Origin of the sequence: Porticoccus litoralis (assembly GCF_030676955.1) — a bacterium.
Classification (GTDB): Bacteria; Pseudomonadota; Gammaproteobacteria; order Pseudomonadales; family Porticoccaceae; genus Porticoccus; species Porticoccus litoralis.
Genome location: NZ_JAUUUU010000001.1, coordinates 480,214 through 500,681, shown reverse-complemented (window position 1 = coordinate 500,681; position 20,468 = coordinate 480,214). Strand labels below are relative to the sequence as shown.

The 20,468-nt window shown below is 55.5% G+C and carries 16 protein-coding genes; 10 read left to right on the top strand and 6 right to left on the bottom strand.

Going from position 1 to position 20,468, the window contains the following annotated elements:
- Window positions 1-14: 14 nt before the first annotated feature.
- From trhP to acnB, 3 genes are all read right to left on the bottom strand, one after another.
- Window positions 15-1,343, bottom strand: a complete 1,329-nt coding sequence (trhP, locus tag Q8A57_RS02505) for a prephenate-dependent tRNA uridine(34) hydroxylase TrhP (RefSeq protein ID WP_305169345.1) — start codon at window positions 1,341-1,343, stop codon at window positions 15-17.
- A gap of 125 nt (window positions 1,344-1,468) precedes the next feature.
- Complete coding sequence (gene phaZ, locus Q8A57_RS02500) at window positions 1,469-2,689, bottom strand: polyhydroxyalkanoate depolymerase (protein ID WP_305169344.1); 1,221 nt, start codon at window positions 2,687-2,689, stop codon at window positions 1,469-1,471.
- Window positions 2,690-2,929: 240 nt separating this feature from the next.
- A complete protein-coding gene (gene acnB, locus Q8A57_RS02495) occupies window positions 2,930-5,539 on the bottom strand; it encodes a bifunctional aconitate hydratase 2/2-methylisocitrate dehydratase (protein WP_305169343.1) in 2,610 nt (869 codons plus the stop codon).
- Window positions 5,540-5,807: 268 nt separating this feature from the next.
- Between acnB and Q8A57_RS02490 the strand changes: the two genes are divergently transcribed.
- From Q8A57_RS02490 to Q8A57_RS02445, 10 genes are all read left to right on the top strand, one after another.
- Window positions 5,808-6,464: a glutathione S-transferase family protein gene (locus Q8A57_RS02490; RefSeq protein ID WP_305169342.1), complete on the top strand. Its 657-nt coding sequence runs from the start codon at window positions 5,808-5,810 to the stop codon at window positions 6,462-6,464.
- 8 nt (window positions 6,465-6,472) lie between these two features.
- Complete coding sequence (locus Q8A57_RS02485) at window positions 6,473-7,084, top strand: MiaE family protein (protein ID WP_305169341.1); 612 nt, start codon at window positions 6,473-6,475, stop codon at window positions 7,082-7,084.
- A gap of 351 nt (window positions 7,085-7,435) precedes the next feature.
- The gene (locus Q8A57_RS02480) at window positions 7,436-9,730 is read left to right on the top strand and encodes a TonB-dependent receptor (protein WP_305169340.1); all 2,295 of its coding nucleotides are present in this window, start codon (window positions 7,436-7,438) and stop codon (window positions 9,728-9,730) included.
- 270 nt (window positions 9,731-10,000) lie between these two features.
- The gene (locus Q8A57_RS02475) at window positions 10,001-11,341 is read left to right on the top strand and encodes an ATP-binding protein (protein ID WP_305169339.1); all 1,341 of its coding nucleotides are present in this window, start codon (window positions 10,001-10,003) and stop codon (window positions 11,339-11,341) included.
- A complete protein-coding gene (locus Q8A57_RS02470; RefSeq protein WP_305169338.1) occupies window positions 11,322-11,975 on the top strand; it encodes a response regulator in 654 nt (217 codons plus the stop codon). Before Q8A57_RS02475 ends, Q8A57_RS02470 begins: the two co-directional genes overlap by 20 nt.
- A 153-nt stretch (window positions 11,976-12,128) precedes the next feature.
- Window positions 12,129-13,769, top strand: coding sequence for a tRNA-dihydrouridine synthase (locus Q8A57_RS02465; protein ID WP_305169337.1), 1,641 nt, complete (start codon window positions 12,129-12,131; stop codon window positions 13,767-13,769).
- Between the two features lie 144 nt (window positions 13,770-13,913).
- Entirely contained in the window at window positions 13,914-15,056 is a 1,143-nt protein-coding gene (locus Q8A57_RS02460; RefSeq protein ID WP_305169336.1) for an efflux RND transporter periplasmic adaptor subunit, read from the top strand.
- Window positions 15,049-15,753: an ABC transporter ATP-binding protein gene (locus Q8A57_RS02455; RefSeq protein WP_305169335.1), complete on the top strand. Its 705-nt coding sequence runs from the start codon at window positions 15,049-15,051 to the stop codon at window positions 15,751-15,753. Before Q8A57_RS02460 ends, Q8A57_RS02455 begins: the two co-directional genes overlap by 8 nt.
- Window positions 15,725-16,936, top strand: coding sequence for an ABC transporter permease (locus tag Q8A57_RS02450; RefSeq protein WP_305169334.1), 1,212 nt, complete (start codon window positions 15,725-15,727; stop codon window positions 16,934-16,936). The genes Q8A57_RS02455 and Q8A57_RS02450 overlap by 29 nt, the downstream gene beginning before the upstream one ends.
- Window positions 16,933-18,129: an ABC transporter permease gene (locus Q8A57_RS02445; protein ID WP_305169333.1), complete on the top strand. Its 1,197-nt coding sequence runs from the start codon at window positions 16,933-16,935 to the stop codon at window positions 18,127-18,129. The genes Q8A57_RS02450 and Q8A57_RS02445 overlap by 4 nt, the downstream gene beginning before the upstream one ends.
- Before the next feature lie 2 nt (window positions 18,130-18,131).
- On the opposite strand, the gene Q8A57_RS02440 is transcribed toward Q8A57_RS02445, so the two are convergent.
- The 3 genes from Q8A57_RS02440 to Q8A57_RS02430 form a co-directional block, all read right to left on the bottom strand.
- Window positions 18,132-18,851: a UDP-2,3-diacylglucosamine diphosphatase gene (locus tag Q8A57_RS02440; protein ID WP_305169332.1), complete on the bottom strand. Its 720-nt coding sequence runs from the start codon at window positions 18,849-18,851 to the stop codon at window positions 18,132-18,134.
- Between the two features lie 33 nt (window positions 18,852-18,884).
- Window positions 18,885-19,394: a peptidylprolyl isomerase gene (locus tag Q8A57_RS02435; protein ID WP_305169331.1), complete on the bottom strand. Its 510-nt coding sequence runs from the start codon at window positions 19,392-19,394 to the stop codon at window positions 18,885-18,887.
- A gap of 88 nt (window positions 19,395-19,482) precedes the next feature.
- Window positions 19,483-20,379 carry a DMT family transporter gene (locus tag Q8A57_RS02430; protein ID WP_305169330.1) on the bottom strand — a complete coding sequence of 299 codons (897 nt, stop codon included), beginning with the start codon at window positions 20,377-20,379 and terminating at the stop codon, window positions 19,483-19,485.
- Window positions 20,380-20,468: the final 89 nt, after the last annotated feature.

Genomic DNA, 20,468 nt, shown 5'->3' with positions numbered 1-20,468 from the left:
CGGTTCCGAACGACTTACAGATAACGCATCAGCATGGCGTAGCCGCCATCTTCTGCAAGGGGTAGGTCCACGGGCATGGGTATGCGTACCACATGGCCGGAACCGGGAGCGGCATCCATCTTTTCCCCGTCGCGGTTTTCCAGTGCATCGAGGTTGAAAGTCATATTACCTGCCGGGGTGATTAACTCCAGGGTGTCGCCTTTTTCAAAGCGGTTTTTCACTTCGACGGTAAACCAGCCCTTGTCCTTTTCTACGCCGCAGATTTCACCCACAAACTGCTGGTTGGGGTTGGTGGATACACCCTGCTGGTAATTTTGGTATTCCTGCGGTACATGGCGGCGGTAAAAGCCTTCGGTGTAGCCGCGATTGGCCAGATGGTCCAGTTCTGCCATCAGATTCATGTCAAAGGGCTTGCCGGCCAGGGCGTGGTCGATGGCGCGGCGGTAGACCTGAGCGGTGCGGGCCACGTAATAGTGGGATTTGGTGCGCCCTTCAATTTTGAGGGAATGGATACCCATGTTGACCAGGCGCTCGACGTGCTGCACAGCGCGCAGGTCTTTGGAGTTCATGATGTAGGTACCGTGCTCGTCCTCATAGGCGGGCATCAGTTCACCGGGGCGGCCCTGCTCTTCAAGAAGCATCATCGGTTCCACTTCATCGTGATTGTCCGGCGCTTTTTCCGGCTCCCACATCTTGGTGGGAATAATGTCACCGGTTTCTGTCTGCTTGGCTTCGTGGGCATCGTATTTCCAACGACAGGCGTTGGTGCAGGCCCCTTGGTTGGGGTCACGGTGGTTCATGTAGCCGGATAGCAGGCAGCGGCCTGAGTAGGCGATACACAGGGCGCCATGGACAAACACCTCCAGCTCCATTTCAGGTACATGCTGGCGGATTTCCTCGACTTCATCCAGGCTCAACTCCCGGGAGAGGATGGTCCGCACAATACCCTGCTGCTGCCAGAATTTCACCGTAGCGTAGTTGACGGCATTGGCCTGCACAGACAGGTGAATGGGCATATCTGGCCACTTTTCGCGCACCATCATGATCAGGCCGGGATCCGACATGATCAACGCATCCGGTTTCATATCGATGACGGCTTCCATATCACGAAGATAGCTGCGTACCTTGTCGTTATGGGGAGAAATATTGCTGGCAATGTAGAACTGCTTACCCTGTGCGTGGGCCTCGGCGATGGCATCCGCCATCACATCCAGGTGATTAAACTCGTTATTACGCACGCGAAGGCTATAGCGGGGCTGACCGGCATAGACCGCATCGGCACCGTAGGCAAAAGCATAGCGCATGTTTTTGAGTGTTCCCGCCGGGGATAGCAGCTCGCTCATAGTGGTCACCTGAAGAAAGGGCGGCAATTTTACATGGTTGTACAGGATTTATACAGCTATCTGCAGCGGGCTGGCGCTATGAAAAAAGCCGGGCGGTGCCCGGCTTTAACAGGAATCCTTGCCTATCAGTTGTGGCCGTCAATCCACTCTTTGATCAGTGGTGCCACAAACTTGCGGTATTTGCTGCCGTTGAAGATCCCGTAGTGACCAACATCCAGTTGTACATGGTGTTTCTTTAGCTTTTTGGGCAGTTGATCGCAGAGGTTCAGAGCGGCTTCGGTCTGGCCGAGGCTGATCATGTCGTCCTTTTCCCCTTCGAGGGTAAAAATGGCGACATCCTTGATATCACTGCAACTGACGGGTTCGCCATAGTAGGTCATGGCCCCTTTGGGCAGTTTCTGATCGAGGAAAACCCGTTCCATGGTTTCCATGTAGTAGTCGGCGTCCATGTCCAGTACGGCCATGTATTCGTCGTAGAAATCTCGATGGCGGTCGGCTTCATCCACACGGCCATGGGCGATATCCTTAAAGAACTGCACGTGTTTCTGAATATGGGATTTCATGTTCATGGACATGAAGCCACCCAGTTGCAACATGCCCGGATAGACCTTGCGACCGGCACCGGGATAGCGGGAGGGCACTTTGTGAATCAGCACGCGCTTTAACGCCTTGGCGGACATTTTGTCCACCCGCTTGGTAAATTCATTGGGATTGACGCGAATGTCGATGGGGCCAGCCATCATGGTCAGCGTTTTGGGGCGCGCCGGGTTGTCATGTTTGCTCATGTGCGCGACGGCGGTCAGGCCAGGAACGGCAGCCTGACAGATGGCAAACATATGGCTGCCCGGGCCCATGAATTCCATGAACTCGATCAGGTAAGCAACATACTCTTCAAACCCAAATTTGCCTTCGGTCAGGGGGACGTCACGGGCATCCAGCCAGTCGGTGACGTACACCTCGTAGGTATCGAGAAACTCGCGGAAGGTTTCCCTGGAAAGGGTGGCGTGGTGGCCGGAGAGTGCTGCCACACAGAGCAGTTTGGGTGCATCAGCCGGAAGTCCTTCACGGCGGAAACGCAACAGGTGACAGAAAGGCTTGTCCATGACGATATCTTCGTGAACGGCATATTCCACATCGTCGATAACCACCGGTTCATATTCAAAACCCTGTTTTGGGTAATGTTTCAGAAGGCGAATGGTGGATTCCAGAAAGGCTTTCCTGAATCGGCCCAGCTTGGTCTTGGAAAAGGGGTTCTTTTCGTGGGTGATAATATCGTGGGTCAGATCCAGTGCGGTATTGATGGGCACCAGGGACTGACGGTATAAATCATAAATATGGTATTGCATAGGCACCTGCCATAATTTTTTGTAACTGCATGAGTGGATACCAGTTTATGCACAGCAGATTAGAATAGGCAACCTAAAACCGGTTAGACAAAAGATTGATGTCTCCCGGCATACATACAAATTTACCCGCCTGAGAACAGGCTGTTACAGCAGCCACAGACCAGCTCGGATTTATGGTTGGACATAAAAAAAGCCCCGCTAAGCGGGGCTTTTTTGGTAGTGCGTTGCTTTCGCAGCAGATCAGGCAACATCCACGATCTGCTCGGCAGCAATGCGCTTGCCTTCGTCAGCGGCTTTCTGGAAAGACTCGATCTGGTCAAAGTTCATGTAGCGATAGATCTCGCCAGACATGGAGTTGACCTTGTTGGCGTATTCCATGTACTCCGCTGGAGTCGGCAGACGTCCCAGAATACCGCCCACAGCTGCCAGTTCCGCAGAGGTCAGGTACACATTGGCACCGTCGCCGAGGCGGTTCGGGAAGTTACGGGTAGACGTGGACAATACTGTGCTGCCGGGGTTTACACGTGCCTGGTTACCCATACACAGGGAGCAACCGGGCATTTCGGTGCGGGCGCCGACTTTACCGTAAATGTTGTAGTAGCCCTCTTCCATCAGTGTGTGGGCATCCATACGGGTTGGAGGGCTGATCCAGAAGCGGGAGTTAACGCGATCCGCTTCGTTCAGCAGTTTGCCAGCGGCGCGGAAGTGGCCGATGTTGGTCATACAGGAGCCGATAAAGACTTCGTCCACGTTGTCGCCAGCCACTTCGGAGAGCAGCTTGGCGTCGTCGGGATCGTTCGGACAGCAGACGATGGGCTCTTTGACTTCAGACAGGTCGATTTCGACAACGGCGGCGTATTCGGCGTCGGCGTCAGCTTCCATCAGGGATGGATTGGCCAGCCACTCTTCCATCTTGCGTACGCGGCGTTCCAGAGTACGAACATCGCCGTAGCCTTCGGAGATCATCCAGCGCAGTAGAGTAATGTTGGAGTTCAGGTACTCGGCGACAGAGTCTTCGCTGAGCTTGATGGTGCAGCCGGCGGCAGAGCGCTCAGCGGACGCATCGGACAGTTCAAATGCCTGCTCAACAGTCAGGTTGTCGAGACCTTCAATTTCCAGCACTCGGCCGGAGAAGAAGTTCTTCTTGCCTTTCTTCTCAACGGTCAACAGGCCTTGTTTGATGCCGTAGTAAGGGATGGCGTGAACCAGGTCGCGAAGAGTAATGCCGGGCTGCATTTCACCCTTGAAGCGAACCAGTACGGACTCGGGCATATCCAGCGGCATGACACCGGTAGCGGCAGCAAAGGCCACTAGGCCGGAACCGCCAGGGAAAGAAATACCCATCGGGAAGCGGGTGTGGGAGTCACCACCGGTGCCCACGGTATCGGGCAGCAACATGCGGTTTAGCCAGCTGTGAATGATGCCGTCGCCAGGGCGCAGGGAAACACCGCCGCGGTTCATGATGAAGTCGGGCAAGGTGTGCTGGGTGTCAATGTCCACGGGCTTCGGATAAGCAGCGGTGTGACAGAAGGACTGCATCACCAGATCGGCGGAGAAGCCCAGACAAGCCAGGTCTTTCAGCTCGTCGCGTGTCATCGGGCCAGTGGTGTCCTGGGAGCCCACAGTGGTCATCTTCGGCTCGCAGTAAGTGCCGGGGCGAACACCTTCGACGCCACAGGCCTTGCCAACCATTTTCTGAGCCAGGGTGTAACCCTTGCCGGTGTCAGTGGGCTGGGCTGGCTGGCGGAACAGGTCGGAAGCGGGCAGGCCCAGGTGCTCACGGGCGCGCTGGGTCAAACCGCGGCCAACGATCAGGTTGATACGGCCATCGGCCTGTACTTCATCCAGAATCACGTCGGACTTAAAGGCGAACTCGGACAGAACCGCACCGGACTCGCTGAGAATTTTGCCGTCGTAGGGGCGGATTTCAATCACGTCACCCATGTTGATTTCGTCAACGGGGGCTTCGAAGACCAGAGCTCCAGCATCTTCCATGGTGTTGAAGAAGATGGGGGCCACTTTGCCACCAATACAGATGCCGCCAGAGCGCTTGTTGGGCACGCCGGGCATGTCTTCACCGAAGAACCACAGTACGGAGTTGGTGGCGGATTTCCGGGAGGAACCGGTACCTACCACGTCGCCGACAAAGGCAACAGGCAGACCTTTTGATTTGATGTCTTCGATCTGTTTCATCGGGCCGATAGAGCCGGGCTCGTCAGGCGACAGGCCTTCGCGGGCCATTTTGTAGGCGGCCAGGGCGTGCAGCGGGATATCGGGACGGGACCACGCATCAGGTGCGGGAGACAGATCATCGGTGTTGGTTTCACCGGTCACTTTGAAAACGATGGCCTTGATGCTTTCTGGCACAGCGTCTTCCTGTGTGAACCACTCGGCGTCGGCCCAGGATTGCAGAACGGCTTTGGCATTGGCGTTGCCAGCGTCGGCTTTCTCGGCCACGTCGTGGAAGGCATCGAATACCAGGATAGTGTTTTTCAGCTCTTCGGCTGCCTGGGAGGCCAACTCGGCGTCATCCAGCAGCTCGACCAGGGTAGCTACGTTGTAGCCGCCGTGCATGTTGCCCAGCAGTTTGACAGCTGCCAGACGATCGATCAGGGGAGAAGTGGCTTCGCCTTTGGCGACGGCACTCAGGAAACCGGCCTTCACATAGGCTGCTTCGTCAACACCCGGGGGTACGCGGTTGGCGATCAGGTCCAGCAGGAACTCTTCTTCGCCTGCGGGTGGATTTTTCAACAATTCCACCAGATCGGCAGTCCATTCTGGTGTCAGGGGTTTCGGGGGGATTCCTTGTGCGGCACGATCCGCAACATGTTGACGATAGGCTTCAAGCACGATTTGCATCCTCTTCTTAATCTTGTGAGTTTACCCGACGCAGTGGGATCACCTCTGGGCGGGGTCTATCGGTAACACATACCGATGAGGGGTATTCGGCTGCTGGGCCACAATAGGAGCCACGGGCAAGGGCTCAGTATAGTACATCAAATCTGTGCTTCAGGTAACGTGACTAAAGTGGATAACCGCCATTCACCGGGTAAATTCTCTGTTACACTTTCCGCCATAACAATCAGCCCTGGCGGGCGTTTGGCAAGGGGAAATGGTTATGCTCAAGCTCTACGGTTTTCATGTCAGTAACTACTTCAACATGGTCAAGCTGGCCTTGCTTGAAAAGGGGTTTGAGTTTGAGGAAATTCGCACCTATCCCAGCCAGGAGCCGCAGTTTCTGACCATCAGCCCTATGGGTAAGGTGCCCTGCCTCGAAGCGAGAGAGGGTTTCATCAGTGAGACTTCCGCCATTCTCGAGTTTCTTGAGGATGTCACCCCGGAAGTGCCGCTGATGCCCGCCGACCCCTTCGCCCGCGCCAAGGCTCGTGAATTGATGAAAGTATGCGAGCTTTACATCGAGTTACCCGCCCGGCGACTCTACAACGGTGTGTTTTTCGGTGGCAGCAATTCCCAGCGCACGGTGGATTCGGTGAGACCCCAAGTGGAAAAAGGCATGCGGGCGCTCGGGCGCCTTGTACAGTTCAACCCTTACCTGGCTGGCAGTGACTTCACCTATGCCGATATCGTCGCCTATCACACCATTGGGCCAGTAGAAAAAACCATGCAGGTGGTTTACGGCTGGTCAGTACTGGGTGCGGTGTCCGGGTTGCAGCAATGGTACGATAACGTCGCCAGCAGGCCCATTGTCGCCGAGTTGGATCGAAGTATCCTTAACGAGCGCGAAACCTTCTTCAACCAGCAGTCCGGAGAGTAATTACCACCATGTCAGCACTGGAGGAAATCCAGGCGTTTTTGCCGTGCCCCACGCCTGATAGCTGGGTCGAGGAGGCGAAAGCCCCTCAAAACCTGGACATTTTGTTGATAGATCATGCGAATTGCGAGAAGAAAGCTGCCAGCACGGCCCTGAACCTGATTTACCGCTATATCGACAACTTCGAGCTGCTCAACAAGATGTCGCGGCTAGCTAGGGAAGAAATGCGTCACTTCGAGCAGGTGATTGCCATCATGAAAAAACGCGGTATTGAATACCGTAACATCAATGCAGCCCGTTACGCGGCGGGACTGCGCAGCAAGGTGCGCACCCACGAGCCTGCCAAACTGGTGGATACTCTGATTGTCGGTGCCTTTATCGAAGCCCGCTCCTGTGAGCGCCTTGCCAAACTGGCACCATACCTGGACCCGGAACTCCAGAAGTTCTACCTGTCACTGCTTACTTCTGAAGGACGCCACTACAAGGATTACCTCATCCTGGCCCGCAAGGCAGCCGGGGATGCGGAAGTGGACAAGCGCATCGCCGTATTCCGTGAGCAAGAGCAGGAACTGGTGGAAGCGCTGGACAGTGAATTTCGGTTTCACTCGGGACCCTTGAAGTAACGAGTCGCTCACAGGCACCTAGCATGCGGGTTTCACCCCGACTATTGGACACCTCTGATCAGACCCGTGACAATTTTGTCAGCGGGATACTCAATAGCGCCAATTAACACGCCTTCCTGTCATCTGCCTATCTTTAAAAAACAACCAACAACACAGGCTTTCACTCCACAAAAGGAATTTTTCCCATAGGAGATTGTGCCTTTGAGCATTACTGTCTAGGACTAATAAAAAAGACAGGCGTTATATGCTCGACACAGCCTGCCTCGATAACTCTGTTCATAGATTCAACAATAAAAAATTTCGCCCAGTTCCCGGTGTGATAGTTATGCCGGATGGCAGTAGGAGCAAAACATGGCAATTACATTTCAGCGCAGCACCTTGTCTATACTCTTGGCTACGGCACTGATGCCTGGTCTTGGCAGCGCCGATGAGTCGCAACAACCATTGGAGAATATTGAAGTCGTTGGCGTCACACCCTTATCCGGTGTGGGGTTGGCAGCCAATAAGATCCCGGTGAATATCCAGACAGCGACGGCTGAAGATATTGAACGTCAACAGGCGTTGGATATTTCTGACTTTATGAACCAGGCCATGATGAGCATCAGCATCAACCATGCACAAAACAACCCCTTTCAACCCGACTTGAAATTCCGCGGTTTTACCGCTTCCCCGCTGGTCGGCAATGCCCAGGGTATTTCTGTTTACCAGGATGGCATCCGCATCAACGAGCCGTTTGGTGATGCCGTCAATTTTGAGTTGTTGCCAAAATCTGCCATTGCCAGCATGAATATGATGTCGGGTTCCAATCCGTTATTCGGTTTGAACACCCTGGGTGGTGCCTTATCCCTGCATACCAAAAATGGCTTCACCCACCCGGGGCATAGCCTTGAAGCCTACAGCGGCTCTTTTGGTCGTGATTCCGGCACCATTGAAACGGGCGGCAATTATGGAAACTTTGCTTACTTTGCCACGGGCTCAATTACCAAGGAGGATGGCTGGCGGGATTTTTCACCTTCCAGGGTTGAACAGTTCTTCACCAACTTGAGCTACCAGAATGACACCACCAGCCTGGATTTCGGCGTTACGCTGGTAGACAGTGACCTGAATGGCAACGGGCCTGCACCGGTTGAAATGGTCAAGGCTGATCGTGAGGCCGCCTTTACCCACCCGGATAACACGCAAAATGAATTGCGTATGTTTACCCTGAACGGGTCACACTGGCTCAATGATTACACAATGTTAGCCGCCAATACCTATTACCGCCGCAGTGATCGCTCCACCTTCAATGGTGATGGTTCAGAGCTGGAAATTGATGGCGCCAATATCGTGGATGATGATGGGGGCGTTATCACGCCATTTGCGCCGTTAGGCTTTAACGGCAGTGAAGAATTTATCGCCCTCAACAACACCAGTGAAACCGAGCAGGACAGTTATGGCTTTGGTTTTCAGGCGACATTTCTAAACGATGTGCTGGAGCGAGAAAACCAGTTGATTGTTGGCGCAGCCTACGACACATCGGATGTGGATTATTCATCGCAAGCGGAAATTGCCCGGTTTACCGATACCCGCGGCACATCTGGAACCGGTTTCATTGTCGATGAAACCGTGGTTGATGGTGAGATAGAAACGGATATCTTCAGCCTCTTCTTTACCAATACCCTGTCACTCACCGAGCGTTTGGACCTGACGTTCGGTGGTCGTTATAACTGGATTCAGATTGACATTTCCGGTACCAGTGAAGGTGGTGCGCAGGATCTGAACGAATCGGGCAATAAGCATGTTTTCAAACGTTTCAATCCGACGGTCGGGTTTACCTATGCATTGCAGGACAACCTGACGGCCTACGGTAACTACAGTGAATCCAATCGCGCGCCAACCCCGTCTGAATTAACCTGTTCTGAAGAAAGCAGCCCCTGTTCTTACCCCAATGCCTTTTTGTCAGATCCGCCGTTGGATGATGTGATTGCCCGAACCATTGAGGCGGGTTTCAGAGGCCAGAATGGTTCCATCAATTGGAGTGCCGGGGCATTTTATACCCAGCTGAAAGATGATCTGTTTTTCTTCCCTGATGTCGAAGATGACGTGAATGACCCGCGTTTAACCCTGGGTAATTTCGACAATATCGATAAAACCGCCCGTGCCGGGCTGGAATTGGCGGCGAATGGTCTGCACGACAACCTGCGCTGGTTTAGCAGTTATTCCTATGTGCGCGCCACGTTCGAAGATCGCTTCCTCTATGCCCGTGAAGTCGATGATGATGTGGAAACATTTGAGGTAACAAAAGGTGATCGCCTGCCGGGTATTCCCGAGCACAACATCAAAATTGGTGTCGATTATGCCTTTACGCCGAAGTTGTCCATCGGTGCGACGGCTTCCTACCAATCGAGCCAGTACTTCCGGGGCGATGAGGCCAACCAGGACAAAAAAATAAGTGCGTATCGTGTGGTTAACCTGCATGGTCGTTACAAGCTGAATAAAAACGTTCAGTTCTTTGCAAAAGTCGACAACCTGTTTGACAGTCAGTATCAAAACTTTGGCTTATATGGTGAGCCGGATGAAGCGCCTGGTCTGGATTTGGAAGACCCGCGTTTTGTCGGCGCCGGTGCCCCCAGGGCTGGATGGATTGGATTCAAAGTATCTCTTTAATCCATCCGGTCAAATGAGGCTGCCGCCTCAACATTGATATGCCAGTCAGTTCGTCTGACTGGCATTTTTTTATTGGCAATGATGCAGCAATGACAAAGCGCCGTGCGGGCATCCTGTTAAGCGCTAAGGTCAGCACAGCGAACAGTTGCCCGTCAGAGGTTGGCTATGCTGTAGGCTTTATGGTCAACTCATCACGTGGGATTTGCGGGGTGTGGTCAGCCTGTCAGTTTTCATGATGCCGGTTTGCAAGACAAAAGTTGCAAGACAAAAATGAGCTTAAGAAATCTAATTAATTTACGCATTCTGTTGTCGGTGCTGCTGATATTGATATTGGGCGGTGCGATAGCGATCTGGCAGGCGCGCCAGTCGGTTGACAGGGAGCTTCGCTCCTCGTTTCAGCTGATTTCGCAGATGGTCAAGTCCGAAGTGAATCAGGCAGACATGATCCGTGGCAATGATGATTGGTTGCAGTCATTCAGGGCCCTGGGGCACATGCGCCATGTGGAGATTTCCCTGATAGATGCGCAGGGTGCCGAGACTGAAATACTGTCCGTTCCCGAGTATGAGGAGGCAAAAAAACCGCCTGCATGGTTTATTGCTGCGGTGATGACCGATTATCTGCATGCAGAGTACCCACTGAATGTGCCGGAAGGTGCCGGGCAGCGCATTAAAGTTAGTGCAGATCCCATGGATGAGGTGTCGGAAGCCTGGAGGGAGTCGCAGATATATTTTTGGTCAATTGTGCTGATGATGGTGGTGATCTTTCTGGCGATTAACCTGGTGTTCCACTCCATGTTGCGTGCCGTTGGCGCCATTTTATCCGGCCTGCGCCAGGTCGAATCCGGTAAATACGGCGAAAAACTGCCTCGTATTAACATCAGTGAGTTTGATGCCATTGCGGTCGAAATCAATCATCTGTCGGAAGCCTTGAATCACGCCCGGAAAAATAATCAGGCGTTGGCGCGACATACCCTGCAGATTCAGGAGAAAGAAAGGCGACATCTCTCCCGTGAGTTGCATGATGAGATGGGTCAGTCATTAGCAGCCATAAAAGCCATGGCGGTGGCATGCAAAAGCAGCGATGCCGACGTGCCGACTATTGCGGAATCGATCATCGGGATCTGCAATCACTTGTCCGGCGAGGTGCGCTTGATGATGCGTACCTTGCATCCTCTGAGCCTGGGCGATCTGGGGCTGGGTGCGACCCTGACAGACCTGGTCAGCGAATATCGGCGTCGGCATTCCGGGCTGCGCATCACACTGGATTACGATGACAATCTTGAGCTGCTCAGTCATGAGGTCGCTATCCATGTCTATCGGATTGTCCAGGAGTGTCTGACCAATGTGATCCGGCATGCCCGGGCGGAAAGCGTCAACGTGGCGGTTGTCCTCAGTGGCCTGAACGGTGATCGTCAAGTTGAGATCCATATAGAAGATAACGGTATTGGCGGCGAGTCTGAGGGCGAGGGGTTCGGGGTGCGAGCCATGCGCGAGCGGGTTGAGAGTCTCGGCGGGCGATTCAGTTTTGAATCCGAACCGGGGCAGGGTGTCAGTGTAAAAGCCAGTATGCCTTTTATTGAGAAACAGCAAGATGGATCAAAGTCGGATTAGTATCCTCCTGGTCGATGACCATGAGGTTGTTCGCGCCGGATTCAAGATCCTGTTGTCGGCGCAACCGTTTATCGGGGAGATCAGGGATGTTAACCGCGGTGAGCTTGTGGCTCAGGAGTATGCGCGGATGCAACCGGATGTGGTGGTGATGGACCTATCCATGCCGGGCATCGGTGGCCTGGAAACCATTCGCCGCTTATGCAAGCAGGCGCCGGATGCCGTTGTCCTCGTCTACAGCATTCACGATGAATTTGTGTACGTGGAACGTGCCCTGCAGGCGGGCGCCAGGGGCTATGTCAGCAAGAACAGCGCTGCCGAGATGTTAGCAGAAGCGGTGCGAACCGTTGCCCAGGGCAAACGTTACATTGAGCAGCAGCTGATGCCCGAGGTGAGTGATGTCCGACATAGTGATATCGAGAGTTACCGTGAGGTGGTGGATTTATTGTCCCCCCGGGAGTTCGATGTGTTCTGTCGGCTGGCGAGCGGGATGACCACCCATGAAGCCGCGAGCGATTTGTGTTTGGGTTATAAAACAGTGGCCAATTACAACACCAAGATCAAAAGCAAGCTCAGGGTCAATACTGCCGCAGAACTGGCCAATATTGCGGTTGTATTGGGCATTGTGAAACCCTGAAGTCAGTTCAATGGCAACCAGGCCAAGGCCAGCCATAGCACTAAAAGCAACGGGCCGGTACGGTGTGGCTCAATGCACTCCCGGTGGATTTAACCCCCGCAGACGTTTATCCTTCGCACCTTGCCATCCAACCGTTCAGGCCAGACTTTCTCGATGTCGAAAATACCTTTTTTTACCAAGCAGATAACCTCCCCGTTTACCATTCCCTCCGGTATCGTCACCACCGCCACCACCATTATCCAGCGCATCTTTGACACCATGCCGGAAGTGGGGGTGATGACCACCAAGAGCGTCGGCCTGGCTCCACGGGCGGGCTACCGTGAGCCGGTGATTAGCCAGTACGCCCCCGGTTGTTTCGTCAATGCGGTGGGTCTCACCAACCCCGGTGCGGAGCAACTGGCCGCGCAACTGGCGACCCTGCGGGTGCCGGAGGATCGTTTCCTGCTGACCTCCATCTTCGGCGGCAGTGTCGAAGAATTTGTCGAAGTGGCAAAGATCATGGCACCGGTATCCGACGGCCTGGAGCTGAACCTGTCCTGCCCCCACGCGAAGGGCTACGGTATGGCCATGGGTCAGGACCCGGAGCTGGTGCGCGAGATTACTGCGGCGGTGAAAGCGGCGGTGAATATTCCGGTGATTCCGAAGCTGACCCCCAATACCCCAAACATTGCCGAGATCGCCAGGGCCGCAGTGGCCGGTGGTGCCGATGGTCTCTGTGCCATCAACACGGTGGGACCTGGTTATACCTCTGCCCACGGTCACCCGGTCCTCAGCAATGGCGTCGGCGGGATGTCCGGCAAGGGTGTACTGCCCATCGGCCTGAAATGTGTGCGGGAAGTGGCGGAAGCCGTAGATTGCCCGATTATCGGCTGCGGCGGTGTCAGCAGCGCCGATGATGTGCGCGCCTATCAGGATGCGGGTGCCTCTGTAGTCGGAATAGGTTCCTCTTTGGTTGGCCTGACCACGGAAGAGATGGGCCAGTATTTCAAGACATTGGAAGCTGATCTGGCACATGGCAGCAACAATGCCGAGAGCCAGATTCGTTACGATGTGGATATGCAGTTCCGTCCGGTGACCCTGGTGTCCAACGAGCGTGTCTGCGATGACATCTGCATCCTCACATTCGATCGCAAGATCAATCTCAAAGCCGGTGAGTTCGTATTCCTGTGGATTCCCGGGCTGGGTGAAAAGCCGTTCTCGGCGCTCACTGACGATCCATTTTCCCTTGCAGTGATCGATGTGGGAGTTTTTACCCACGACCTAATGAGTCTGCAGCCGGGAACGGAAGCCTATGTGCGCGGTCCCCACGGCATCGCGGTGGACCCGCCAGAAGGGGCGAAAATTATTACTGTCAGTGGCGGTACCGGTCTGGCAGCGGTCTATCAGGTGGCGAGGGATTTTCCTAACACTGAAATTTTCACCGGGGCGCGCACCGCCGAGCGGCTTTACTTTATTGAAGAGTGTAAAAAAATTGCGCCGGTGCATATCGCTACCGATGATGGCAGCGAAGGTCATCACGGTTTTGTCACTGAACTGCTGCGGGATTATCTGCAGGGGCTTGGCGAGGAAGAGCGCAGCAAGCTGATGTTTTACAACTGTGGCCCGGCGCCGATGGTGCATGCCGCCATAGCGGTGGAGCGGGAGTTCTGTGGCGACGCGCGCATCCACAGCGCCATCGACTACCTGACCAAGTGTGGGGTCGGCCTCTGTGGTGCCTGTGCGGCGCCGGATGGACGACGGCTCTGCGTGGATGGGCCCTTTATGGATGCCTCGGCAACCACAAAATGTGTCTAGCAGAATAAAAACGGCCTCCGGGCCGTTTTTTTATGTCTGGCTTAGGGGGAAAAGCCTCTAATTGGTGTGCATCAAGCGGCCCTGGCTTTTCAGGGTCTATGATAAAAGCGATTATTGGGTAATTGACACAGGGAGAATGGCTGAATGAGAAAGTGGCTGGTTACTCTGCTGGTGGTGGTCGTCATCGCCGGGCTCTTTTATTACTGGTCGCGACCGCAGCCGGTCATTGTGACAATGGCAACGGTGGAGCGCGGTGTTGTGGAGCGTACCGTAGCCAACACCCGGGCAGGTACGGTTAAAGCCTGTCAGCGCTCACGACTGGCGCTGTCCATCGGTGGGCGCATCGACCAACTGCTGGTGAAAGAGGGCGATCAGGTCAAAGCCGGTCAATTGCTGATGGTGTTGTGGAACGAGGACCGAGCAGCACAGCTCGAAGTAGCCAAAGCGTCCGAGCTTTCAGCACAGCGGGAGCAACAGAGTATTTGTATCGCCGCCGAGTCCGACCAGCGCGAGGCAAAACGCCTTACCAACCTGGCGCGCAAGAACCTGGTGTCCGAAGAATCTGCGGATCTGGCGAAATCCAAGGCCGAGGCCAGTTCCGCCAGTTGCGAAGCCGCTAAGGCTCGGGTCGTGCAGGCCGGGGCAGCGGTGTCCACCGCCAGTGCTTTACTTGAGCAGACCTTCCTGAGAGCCCCGTTCGACGGCGCAGTGGCTGAGGTCACCGGGGAAGTTGGTGAGTATGCCACGCCCTCCCCACCCGGCGTCATGACGCCCCCCGCTATCGACCTGCTGACCGATGGCTGTCATTACATCAGTGCACCCATTGACGAGGTAGATGCGTCGGAAATCGACGTAGGGCTGCCTGTTCGGGTAACTCTGGATGCTTTCCGAGATAAGATCTTTCCGGCCAAGGTGCGCCGCATTTCCCCCTACATCCTCGATCAGGAAAAACAGGCTCGCACTGTTGAGGTGGAAGCTGAGCTCTCCGCCCTGCCTGAAGGGATAAAACTGCTGGCTGGATACAGTGCGGACATGGAAATTATTCTCGACAGCGGGGATAACGCTCTGCGTATCCCATCTGAGTTGGTGGTGGACGAGACGTTCGTACTGGTGCTGGATGGTGATGGTGTGCTGCAGCGCCAGGCGATTGAGAAAGGGCTGGCCAACTGGCGTTATACGGAAGTGCTGGGTGGCCTCAGGGAAGGTGACCAGATAGTCAGCAACATTGGCAGTTCCGGCGTCGAGGCGGGGGCTGCGGCGAAGGTTGGACCGTCAGCCAATGATTGAACTGGATGGCATCAATAAAACCTACCAGGTTGGGGAATTTCCCTTGCGTGCCCTGCAGGATGTGAGTATCACCATCAATGCCGGTGAGTACCTGTCGGTGATGGGGCCCTCCGGGTCGGGAAAATCCACCCTGCTGAATATGGTTGGGCTGTTGGACCGGCCGGACAGTGGCCGATACAGCCTGGACGGCACCGCCACAGAAACCCTGGGAGAGGAAGCGCGGGCCCGTTTGCGGGCCGACTACATCGGGTTTATCTTTCAGGCCTTTCATCTCATCAACCGCCTGACCACGCTGGAAAATGTCGAATTGCCGATGATGCTGGCGGGCATCAGTCCCAAACAACGCCGCCAGAGTGCCCTCGACGTGTTGGAGCAGGTAGGCTTGGCAGAGCGTGCCACCCACCGTCCCAACCAGCTTTCCGGTGGCCAGCTGCAGCGGGTGGCCATTGCCCGGGCGATAGTGATGAAACCTCGCATTCTTCTGGCGGATGAACCCACCGGAAACCTCGATCAGGCCTCCGGCCATGAGGTGGTGGACGTGCTGGAAAATCTCAATCGCGAGGGTATCACCCTGCTGGTGGTGACCCATGACATGGCCCTCGGTAAGCGGGCACGACGGCGCATCCGCATGGTGGATGGCCGCATAGAGAAGGATACCGGTGACAGCGATGCTGCTACTGGATCAACTGCGCTTTAACAGCCAGCTATTTTTGCGCCACCGGGTGCGCACCGGGTTGCTGTTACTGGCAGTGGGGCTTGGGGTGGCCTCGGTGATTCTGCTTACCAGTCTGGGAGAGGGCGCCCGCCGTTATGTAGACCGGGAATTTTCTGCCCTCGGCAACCAGTTGTTGATCATTCTTCCCGGGCGTAAGGAAACCACCGGTGGAGCCCCCCCTATTTATGGCACAGCACCCCGTGACCTGACTCTGGAAGATGCCCAGGCATTGGAGCGCATCCCCGCTGTTCGCGCTGTGGCACCGGTGATTGCCGGGACTGCTTCTGTTGCATTATCCAGCCGCTCAAGGGAAGTCATCGTGCTGGGGACAACCGCGGCGATTTTTCAGGTGCGGAAGATGAACGTGGCTCAGGGCGAAGTACTGCCAGCGCGCGCCCGCAGCGAGGCCATGGCCGTTTGTGTATTGGGCTCAAAGCTGAAAAATGAACTGTTTGGTAATCGCCGCGCCATTGGTGAGTGGGTGAGGGTAGGCGACCGCCGCATGCGAGTGATCGGAGTGTTGGAGGAGCGGGGGGAATCCCTCGGGCTGGATCTGCGGGACATGATTATCGTGCCGGTTCGCACCGCCGAGCAGATGTTCAATACCCCGGGCCTGTTTCGGGTGTTGATGGAGCTGGATGGCAACGCCGACTTCAAGCGCGCCGAGGATCGGGTCAAAGCCATTATTCGCGAGCGCCACGAGGGCGATGACGACATTACCCTGATCAGTCAGGACTCCATGTTGGCCGCCTTCAACAATATCCTGACCACCCTGACCTTGGCCATCGCTGCCATTGCTGCCATCAGCCTGTTGGTGGCGGGCATCCTGATCATGAATATCAGCCTGATATCCGTCAGCCAGCGGCGCAAGGAGATCGGTTTGCTAAAAGCCCTCGGCGGCAGCAGTCGCCAGGTGCGGCAACTGTTCCTCGGGGAATCGTTGCTGCTGGTTAGTCTGGGATCGGTGGCCGGTATTGTGGTGGCCTGGGTGGTGGTGAACGTTCTGGCACGACTGTGGCCGGTATTTCCGCTGGCACCGCCCTGGTGGTCCATTCCCGCCGCCGTGGGCACAGCATTACTGTCCGGGCTGATATTTTCCTTGATCCCGGCACGCCGGGCGGCAGCCCTCGACCCGGTACTGGCCATGCGGGGTCAGGATCAATGAAGTTTCTGGACTATCTGCGCTGGATCTTTCGTGCCCTGTGGATGCAGCGGATGCGCTCAGCCCTGACCATTGTCGGCTTTGCCATCGGTATTGCCGCCATGGTTTTGCTCAGCTCCCTGGGGGAGGGATTGCGGCTGTTCGTGATTCAGGAGTTCACACAGTTCGGCAGCCACATTGTGGCCGTCACCCCGGGAAAGACCGAGACCTTTGGCCTCGGGGGTATTCTCAATACCACCCGGCCCCTTTCGTTGGAGGATGCCGAGGCGCTGGAGCGCATTCCCGGGGTGGAGCAGGTGGTGCCTGTGGTGTTTGGTACTGCGCAGATCAAGGCGCTGGGACGCAGTCGTTATACCGAAGTTGCCGGTGTGGGGGCGCTGGCGGATAAAGCCTGGAAGCTGGAAGTGTCCCAAGGGTCCTTTCTACCGGTTGAAGATGTACATCGAGCGCGGGCCTTTGCCGTTCTGGGCAGCAAGCTCAAGCAGGAACTGTTCGGTAATACCAGTCCGCTTGGTGAATTCGTGCACATCGGTGGCAACCGTTTTCGGGTGATCGGCGTCATGGAGCCAAAGGGCCAGTTTCTCGGCACTGACCTGGATGACATGATTTACATTCCTGCCAACAAGGGGCTGCAGATCTTCAACCGCGAGAGCCTCATGGAAGTGGATATTTTCTACAGTCCCGCCGTGCCCACCGACCGGCTGACAGATAACGTCAAGCGGCTGCTGATCGAGCGCCACGGTTTTGAGGATTTCACCATCGTCACCCAGGACCAGATGATGGCCACCATGGACAATATCCTGCGCATTCTCAAATATGCCGGTGGCGGGCTGGGGGCGATCTCCCTTTTGGTGGGAGCGGTAGGTATTACCACCATCCTGATGATTACCGTCACCGAGCGCACCTCGGAAGTGGGGCTGCTGCGGGCGTTGGGCAGTACCCGGGGTCAGGTGCGGAACTTGTTTCTCGGTGAGGCGGTTATGCTGGGATTGATTGGCGGTTTGGCCGGTGTGTTGGCGATTGCCCTGTTAATTGTTGCAGTACAGTTGTTTGTGCCGGCATTGCCGGTGGCTCTGAAAGGAGAAATTGTTACGGTGGCGCTGATGGCCTCCATGCTGATCGGTCTGATCGCGGGAGTAAGGCCAGCTTTGAATGCCACGCGGCTCAGTCCTATCGACGCCCTGCGGGCAGAATAGGCCTAGTCTTCAATCGGAAAAGAAATCAGCTCCGGCTCCCGATCCTTCTCAATCTCGATATACCAGCCGTGATGGTGCCAATCACCCAGTACCAGACGCTCCCCACAGGGTAGCCGGTGTCGGTCGGGCCTGTGGGTATGGCCGTGGATCAGCCGCTTTACATCGTACGCCCGCATCATCCGCTCCACCTCCACGGGGGACACATCCATAATGTTGTCTGCTTTGTTGGCGTTGGCAGACATGCTTTTGCGGCGCAGGTCGGCGGCAATTTTCTGGCGTTTTTTTAGGGGCAAGTGACGCATGACAAACTGCAGTGGACGGAAGCGGGAGATACGGCGGAATTTCTGGTAATCCACATCATCGGTACACAGGGTGTCGCCGTGCATCAGCAGCACCGGTTCACCCGCCAGCCGGGCCACGTAGTGATCAGGCAGCAGTGTGCAGCCGGTTTCACGGGCAAAGCGGCGAGCGATCATGAAATCGCGGTTGCCATGCATAAAGTAGAGAAGGGTGCCGCTGTCGCTGAGCTGTTTCAGCTCTCCGATCACTTCCCGGGGCAGTGGCGCCGGGTCATCGTCGCCAATCCAGGATTCGAAAAGGTCGCCGAGAATATAGAGCGCTTCGGCTTCGCGGGCTTTGTCGTGCAGAAAAGCAAAAAACGCCCGGGTTACCGCCGGGCGTTCTGGAGAGAGATGCAGGTCGGAGATCAGCAGCGTAGACATCAGCGCAAATCGGCCAACCCTGTCGCGCGGTAATTACTTGTCCGCGTAGGCATCGCTGATGGTCACTTTCTGGATTTCCACCGGCTCCTTGGGGACATCCTGGTGCATGCCGTGGCGGCCGGTAGCCACACCTTTGATGGCATTGACCGCATCCATTCCATCCACAACGTTACCGAATACTGCGTAGCCCCAACCCTGGGGGTTTTTGCCACTGTGGTTCAGGAAAGCGTTGTCAGACACGTTGATAAAAAACTGTGAGCTCGCAGAATGCGGGTCGCTGGTGCGTGCCATGGCCAGGGTGCCGGTTGCGTTGGCCAGACCGTTGTCCGCTTCGTTCTCAATGGGATCGCCCGCAGGCTTGTGCTGCATATCGGGGGTGAAACCACCGCCCTGAATCATGAAGCCGTCGATCACGCGGTGAAAAATCGTTCCTTCATAAAAACCATCACGGCAGTATTTCAGGAAGTTGGCAGAAGATACTGGCGCTTTTTCAAAGTTCAGTTCAATGCTGATGTCGCCATAATTGGTGTGCAGGGTAATCATGTAACGTGCTTCCTATAACTGTCTTAAGTGGGGGGTATGTTACGTTTTTCAGAGGGGGATGCAAACACCATCGGGTTGTGTTTTCAGGTCAAGGACGATGGGTGTCCTCGGCCCGCAGGTGCGGTGTGATGGCAGGGGGTTCGATACGCGCCTGCCAGGCCTGAATAACAGCGCATAGCAAAATCAGGGAAATGCCCACCCACATCACGTAATCCGGGAAAAATTGCCAGAACAGCATGTCCACACCGGCGGCCATGATGATGGATGTGTATTCAAACGGTGCTACCACCACGGGTTTGCCAATGCGAAAGGCCGCCACCATCAGAATAAACCCCGCGGCACAACCGCTGCCGGAGATAAAAATCAGCAGCAGCTCCATGGCTGTCAGGGGGACCCATTCGGCAGGCCAGAACCACGCCAGCACCAGTAGCGGGAAGTAGAAATAGAAATTAAGCGACCAGTCCGATTCCGTGCGCGACAGATAACGGGACCAGAGAATCATGCCGGCGTAGGACACCGGCAGTGTCAGCAGCGCCAGGTAATTCCAGCTTATGCTGGACAGATCCGGTTTCAGGGCAAGGCTCACGCCGACAAATCCCGTGATAGTGGCAATCCACTGGATGCTGTTGGCATGTTCGCGCAGAAGCAGGGGTGAAATGGCTGAGATGATAATGGGTGCCCCGGCCAGCGCTGCCGCTACGGCGCTCATGGGAAAATATTTCACCGCCACGTAATAGCCCAGGCTGATCAGCGCAAAAAACAGGCTGCGCAGGAAGTGATGAACCGGCCTGCGGGTTTTTAGTAGCGCCAGGCGACCGGTGGCGATGACCATGGCTGTCAGCACGACTAAAGAGACCAGTGTGCGCAGGCACATCACCTGTCCCAAAGGAATTGTCGCCAGCAGTTTCTTCGCCAGTGAGTCGCCGATCAGGAATGACAGCAGGCAGAGTTGCAGATAAAGAATGGCGCGTGTGTTGGGTTGCATGCAGGGCTATGCTCTGAAAACTCGGGCTTTGGGTGTATCAGTTGTTTATACGCTGTTCCCTGAACGCTATAATCCGGCTCTTTTTCAGG

Coding starts and splice junctions, on each gene's coding strand:
- trhP (WP_305169345.1), bottom strand. CDS start 1,343: ATGAGCGAGCTGCTATCCCCGGCGGGAACACTCAAAAACATGCGCTAT.
- phaZ (WP_305169344.1), bottom strand. CDS start 2,689: ATGCAATACCATATTTATGATTTATACCGTCAGTCCCTGGTGCCCATC.
- Q8A57_RS02490 (WP_305169342.1), top strand. CDS start 5,808: ATGCTCAAGCTCTACGGTTTTCATGTCAGTAACTACTTCAACATGGTC.
- Q8A57_RS02485 (WP_305169341.1), top strand. CDS start 6,473: ATGTCAGCACTGGAGGAAATCCAGGCGTTTTTGCCGTGCCCCACGCCT.
- Q8A57_RS02480 (WP_305169340.1), top strand. CDS start 7,436: ATGGCAATTACATTTCAGCGCAGCACCTTGTCTATACTCTTGGCTACG.
- Q8A57_RS02475 (WP_305169339.1), top strand. CDS start 10,001: ATGAGCTTAAGAAATCTAATTAATTTACGCATTCTGTTGTCGGTGCTG.
- Q8A57_RS02470 (WP_305169338.1), top strand. CDS start 11,322: ATGGATCAAAGTCGGATTAGTATCCTCCTGGTCGATGACCATGAGGTT.
- Q8A57_RS02465 (WP_305169337.1), top strand. CDS start 12,129: ATGTCGAAAATACCTTTTTTTACCAAGCAGATAACCTCCCCGTTTACC.
- Q8A57_RS02460 (WP_305169336.1), top strand. CDS start 13,914: ATGAGAAAGTGGCTGGTTACTCTGCTGGTGGTGGTCGTCATCGCCGGG.
- Q8A57_RS02455 (WP_305169335.1), top strand. CDS start 15,049: ATGATTGAACTGGATGGCATCAATAAAACCTACCAGGTTGGGGAATTT.
- Q8A57_RS02450 (WP_305169334.1), top strand. CDS start 15,725: ATGCTGCTACTGGATCAACTGCGCTTTAACAGCCAGCTATTTTTGCGC.
- Q8A57_RS02445 (WP_305169333.1), top strand. CDS start 16,933: ATGAAGTTTCTGGACTATCTGCGCTGGATCTTTCGTGCCCTGTGGATG.
- Q8A57_RS02440 (WP_305169332.1), bottom strand. CDS start 18,851: ATGTCTACGCTGCTGATCTCCGACCTGCATCTCTCTCCAGAACGCCCG.
- Q8A57_RS02435 (WP_305169331.1), bottom strand. CDS start 19,394: ATGATTACCCTGCACACCAATTATGGCGACATCAGCATTGAACTGAAC.
- Q8A57_RS02430 (WP_305169330.1), bottom strand. CDS start 20,379: ATGCAACCCAACACACGCGCCATTCTTTATCTGCAACTCTGCCTGCTG.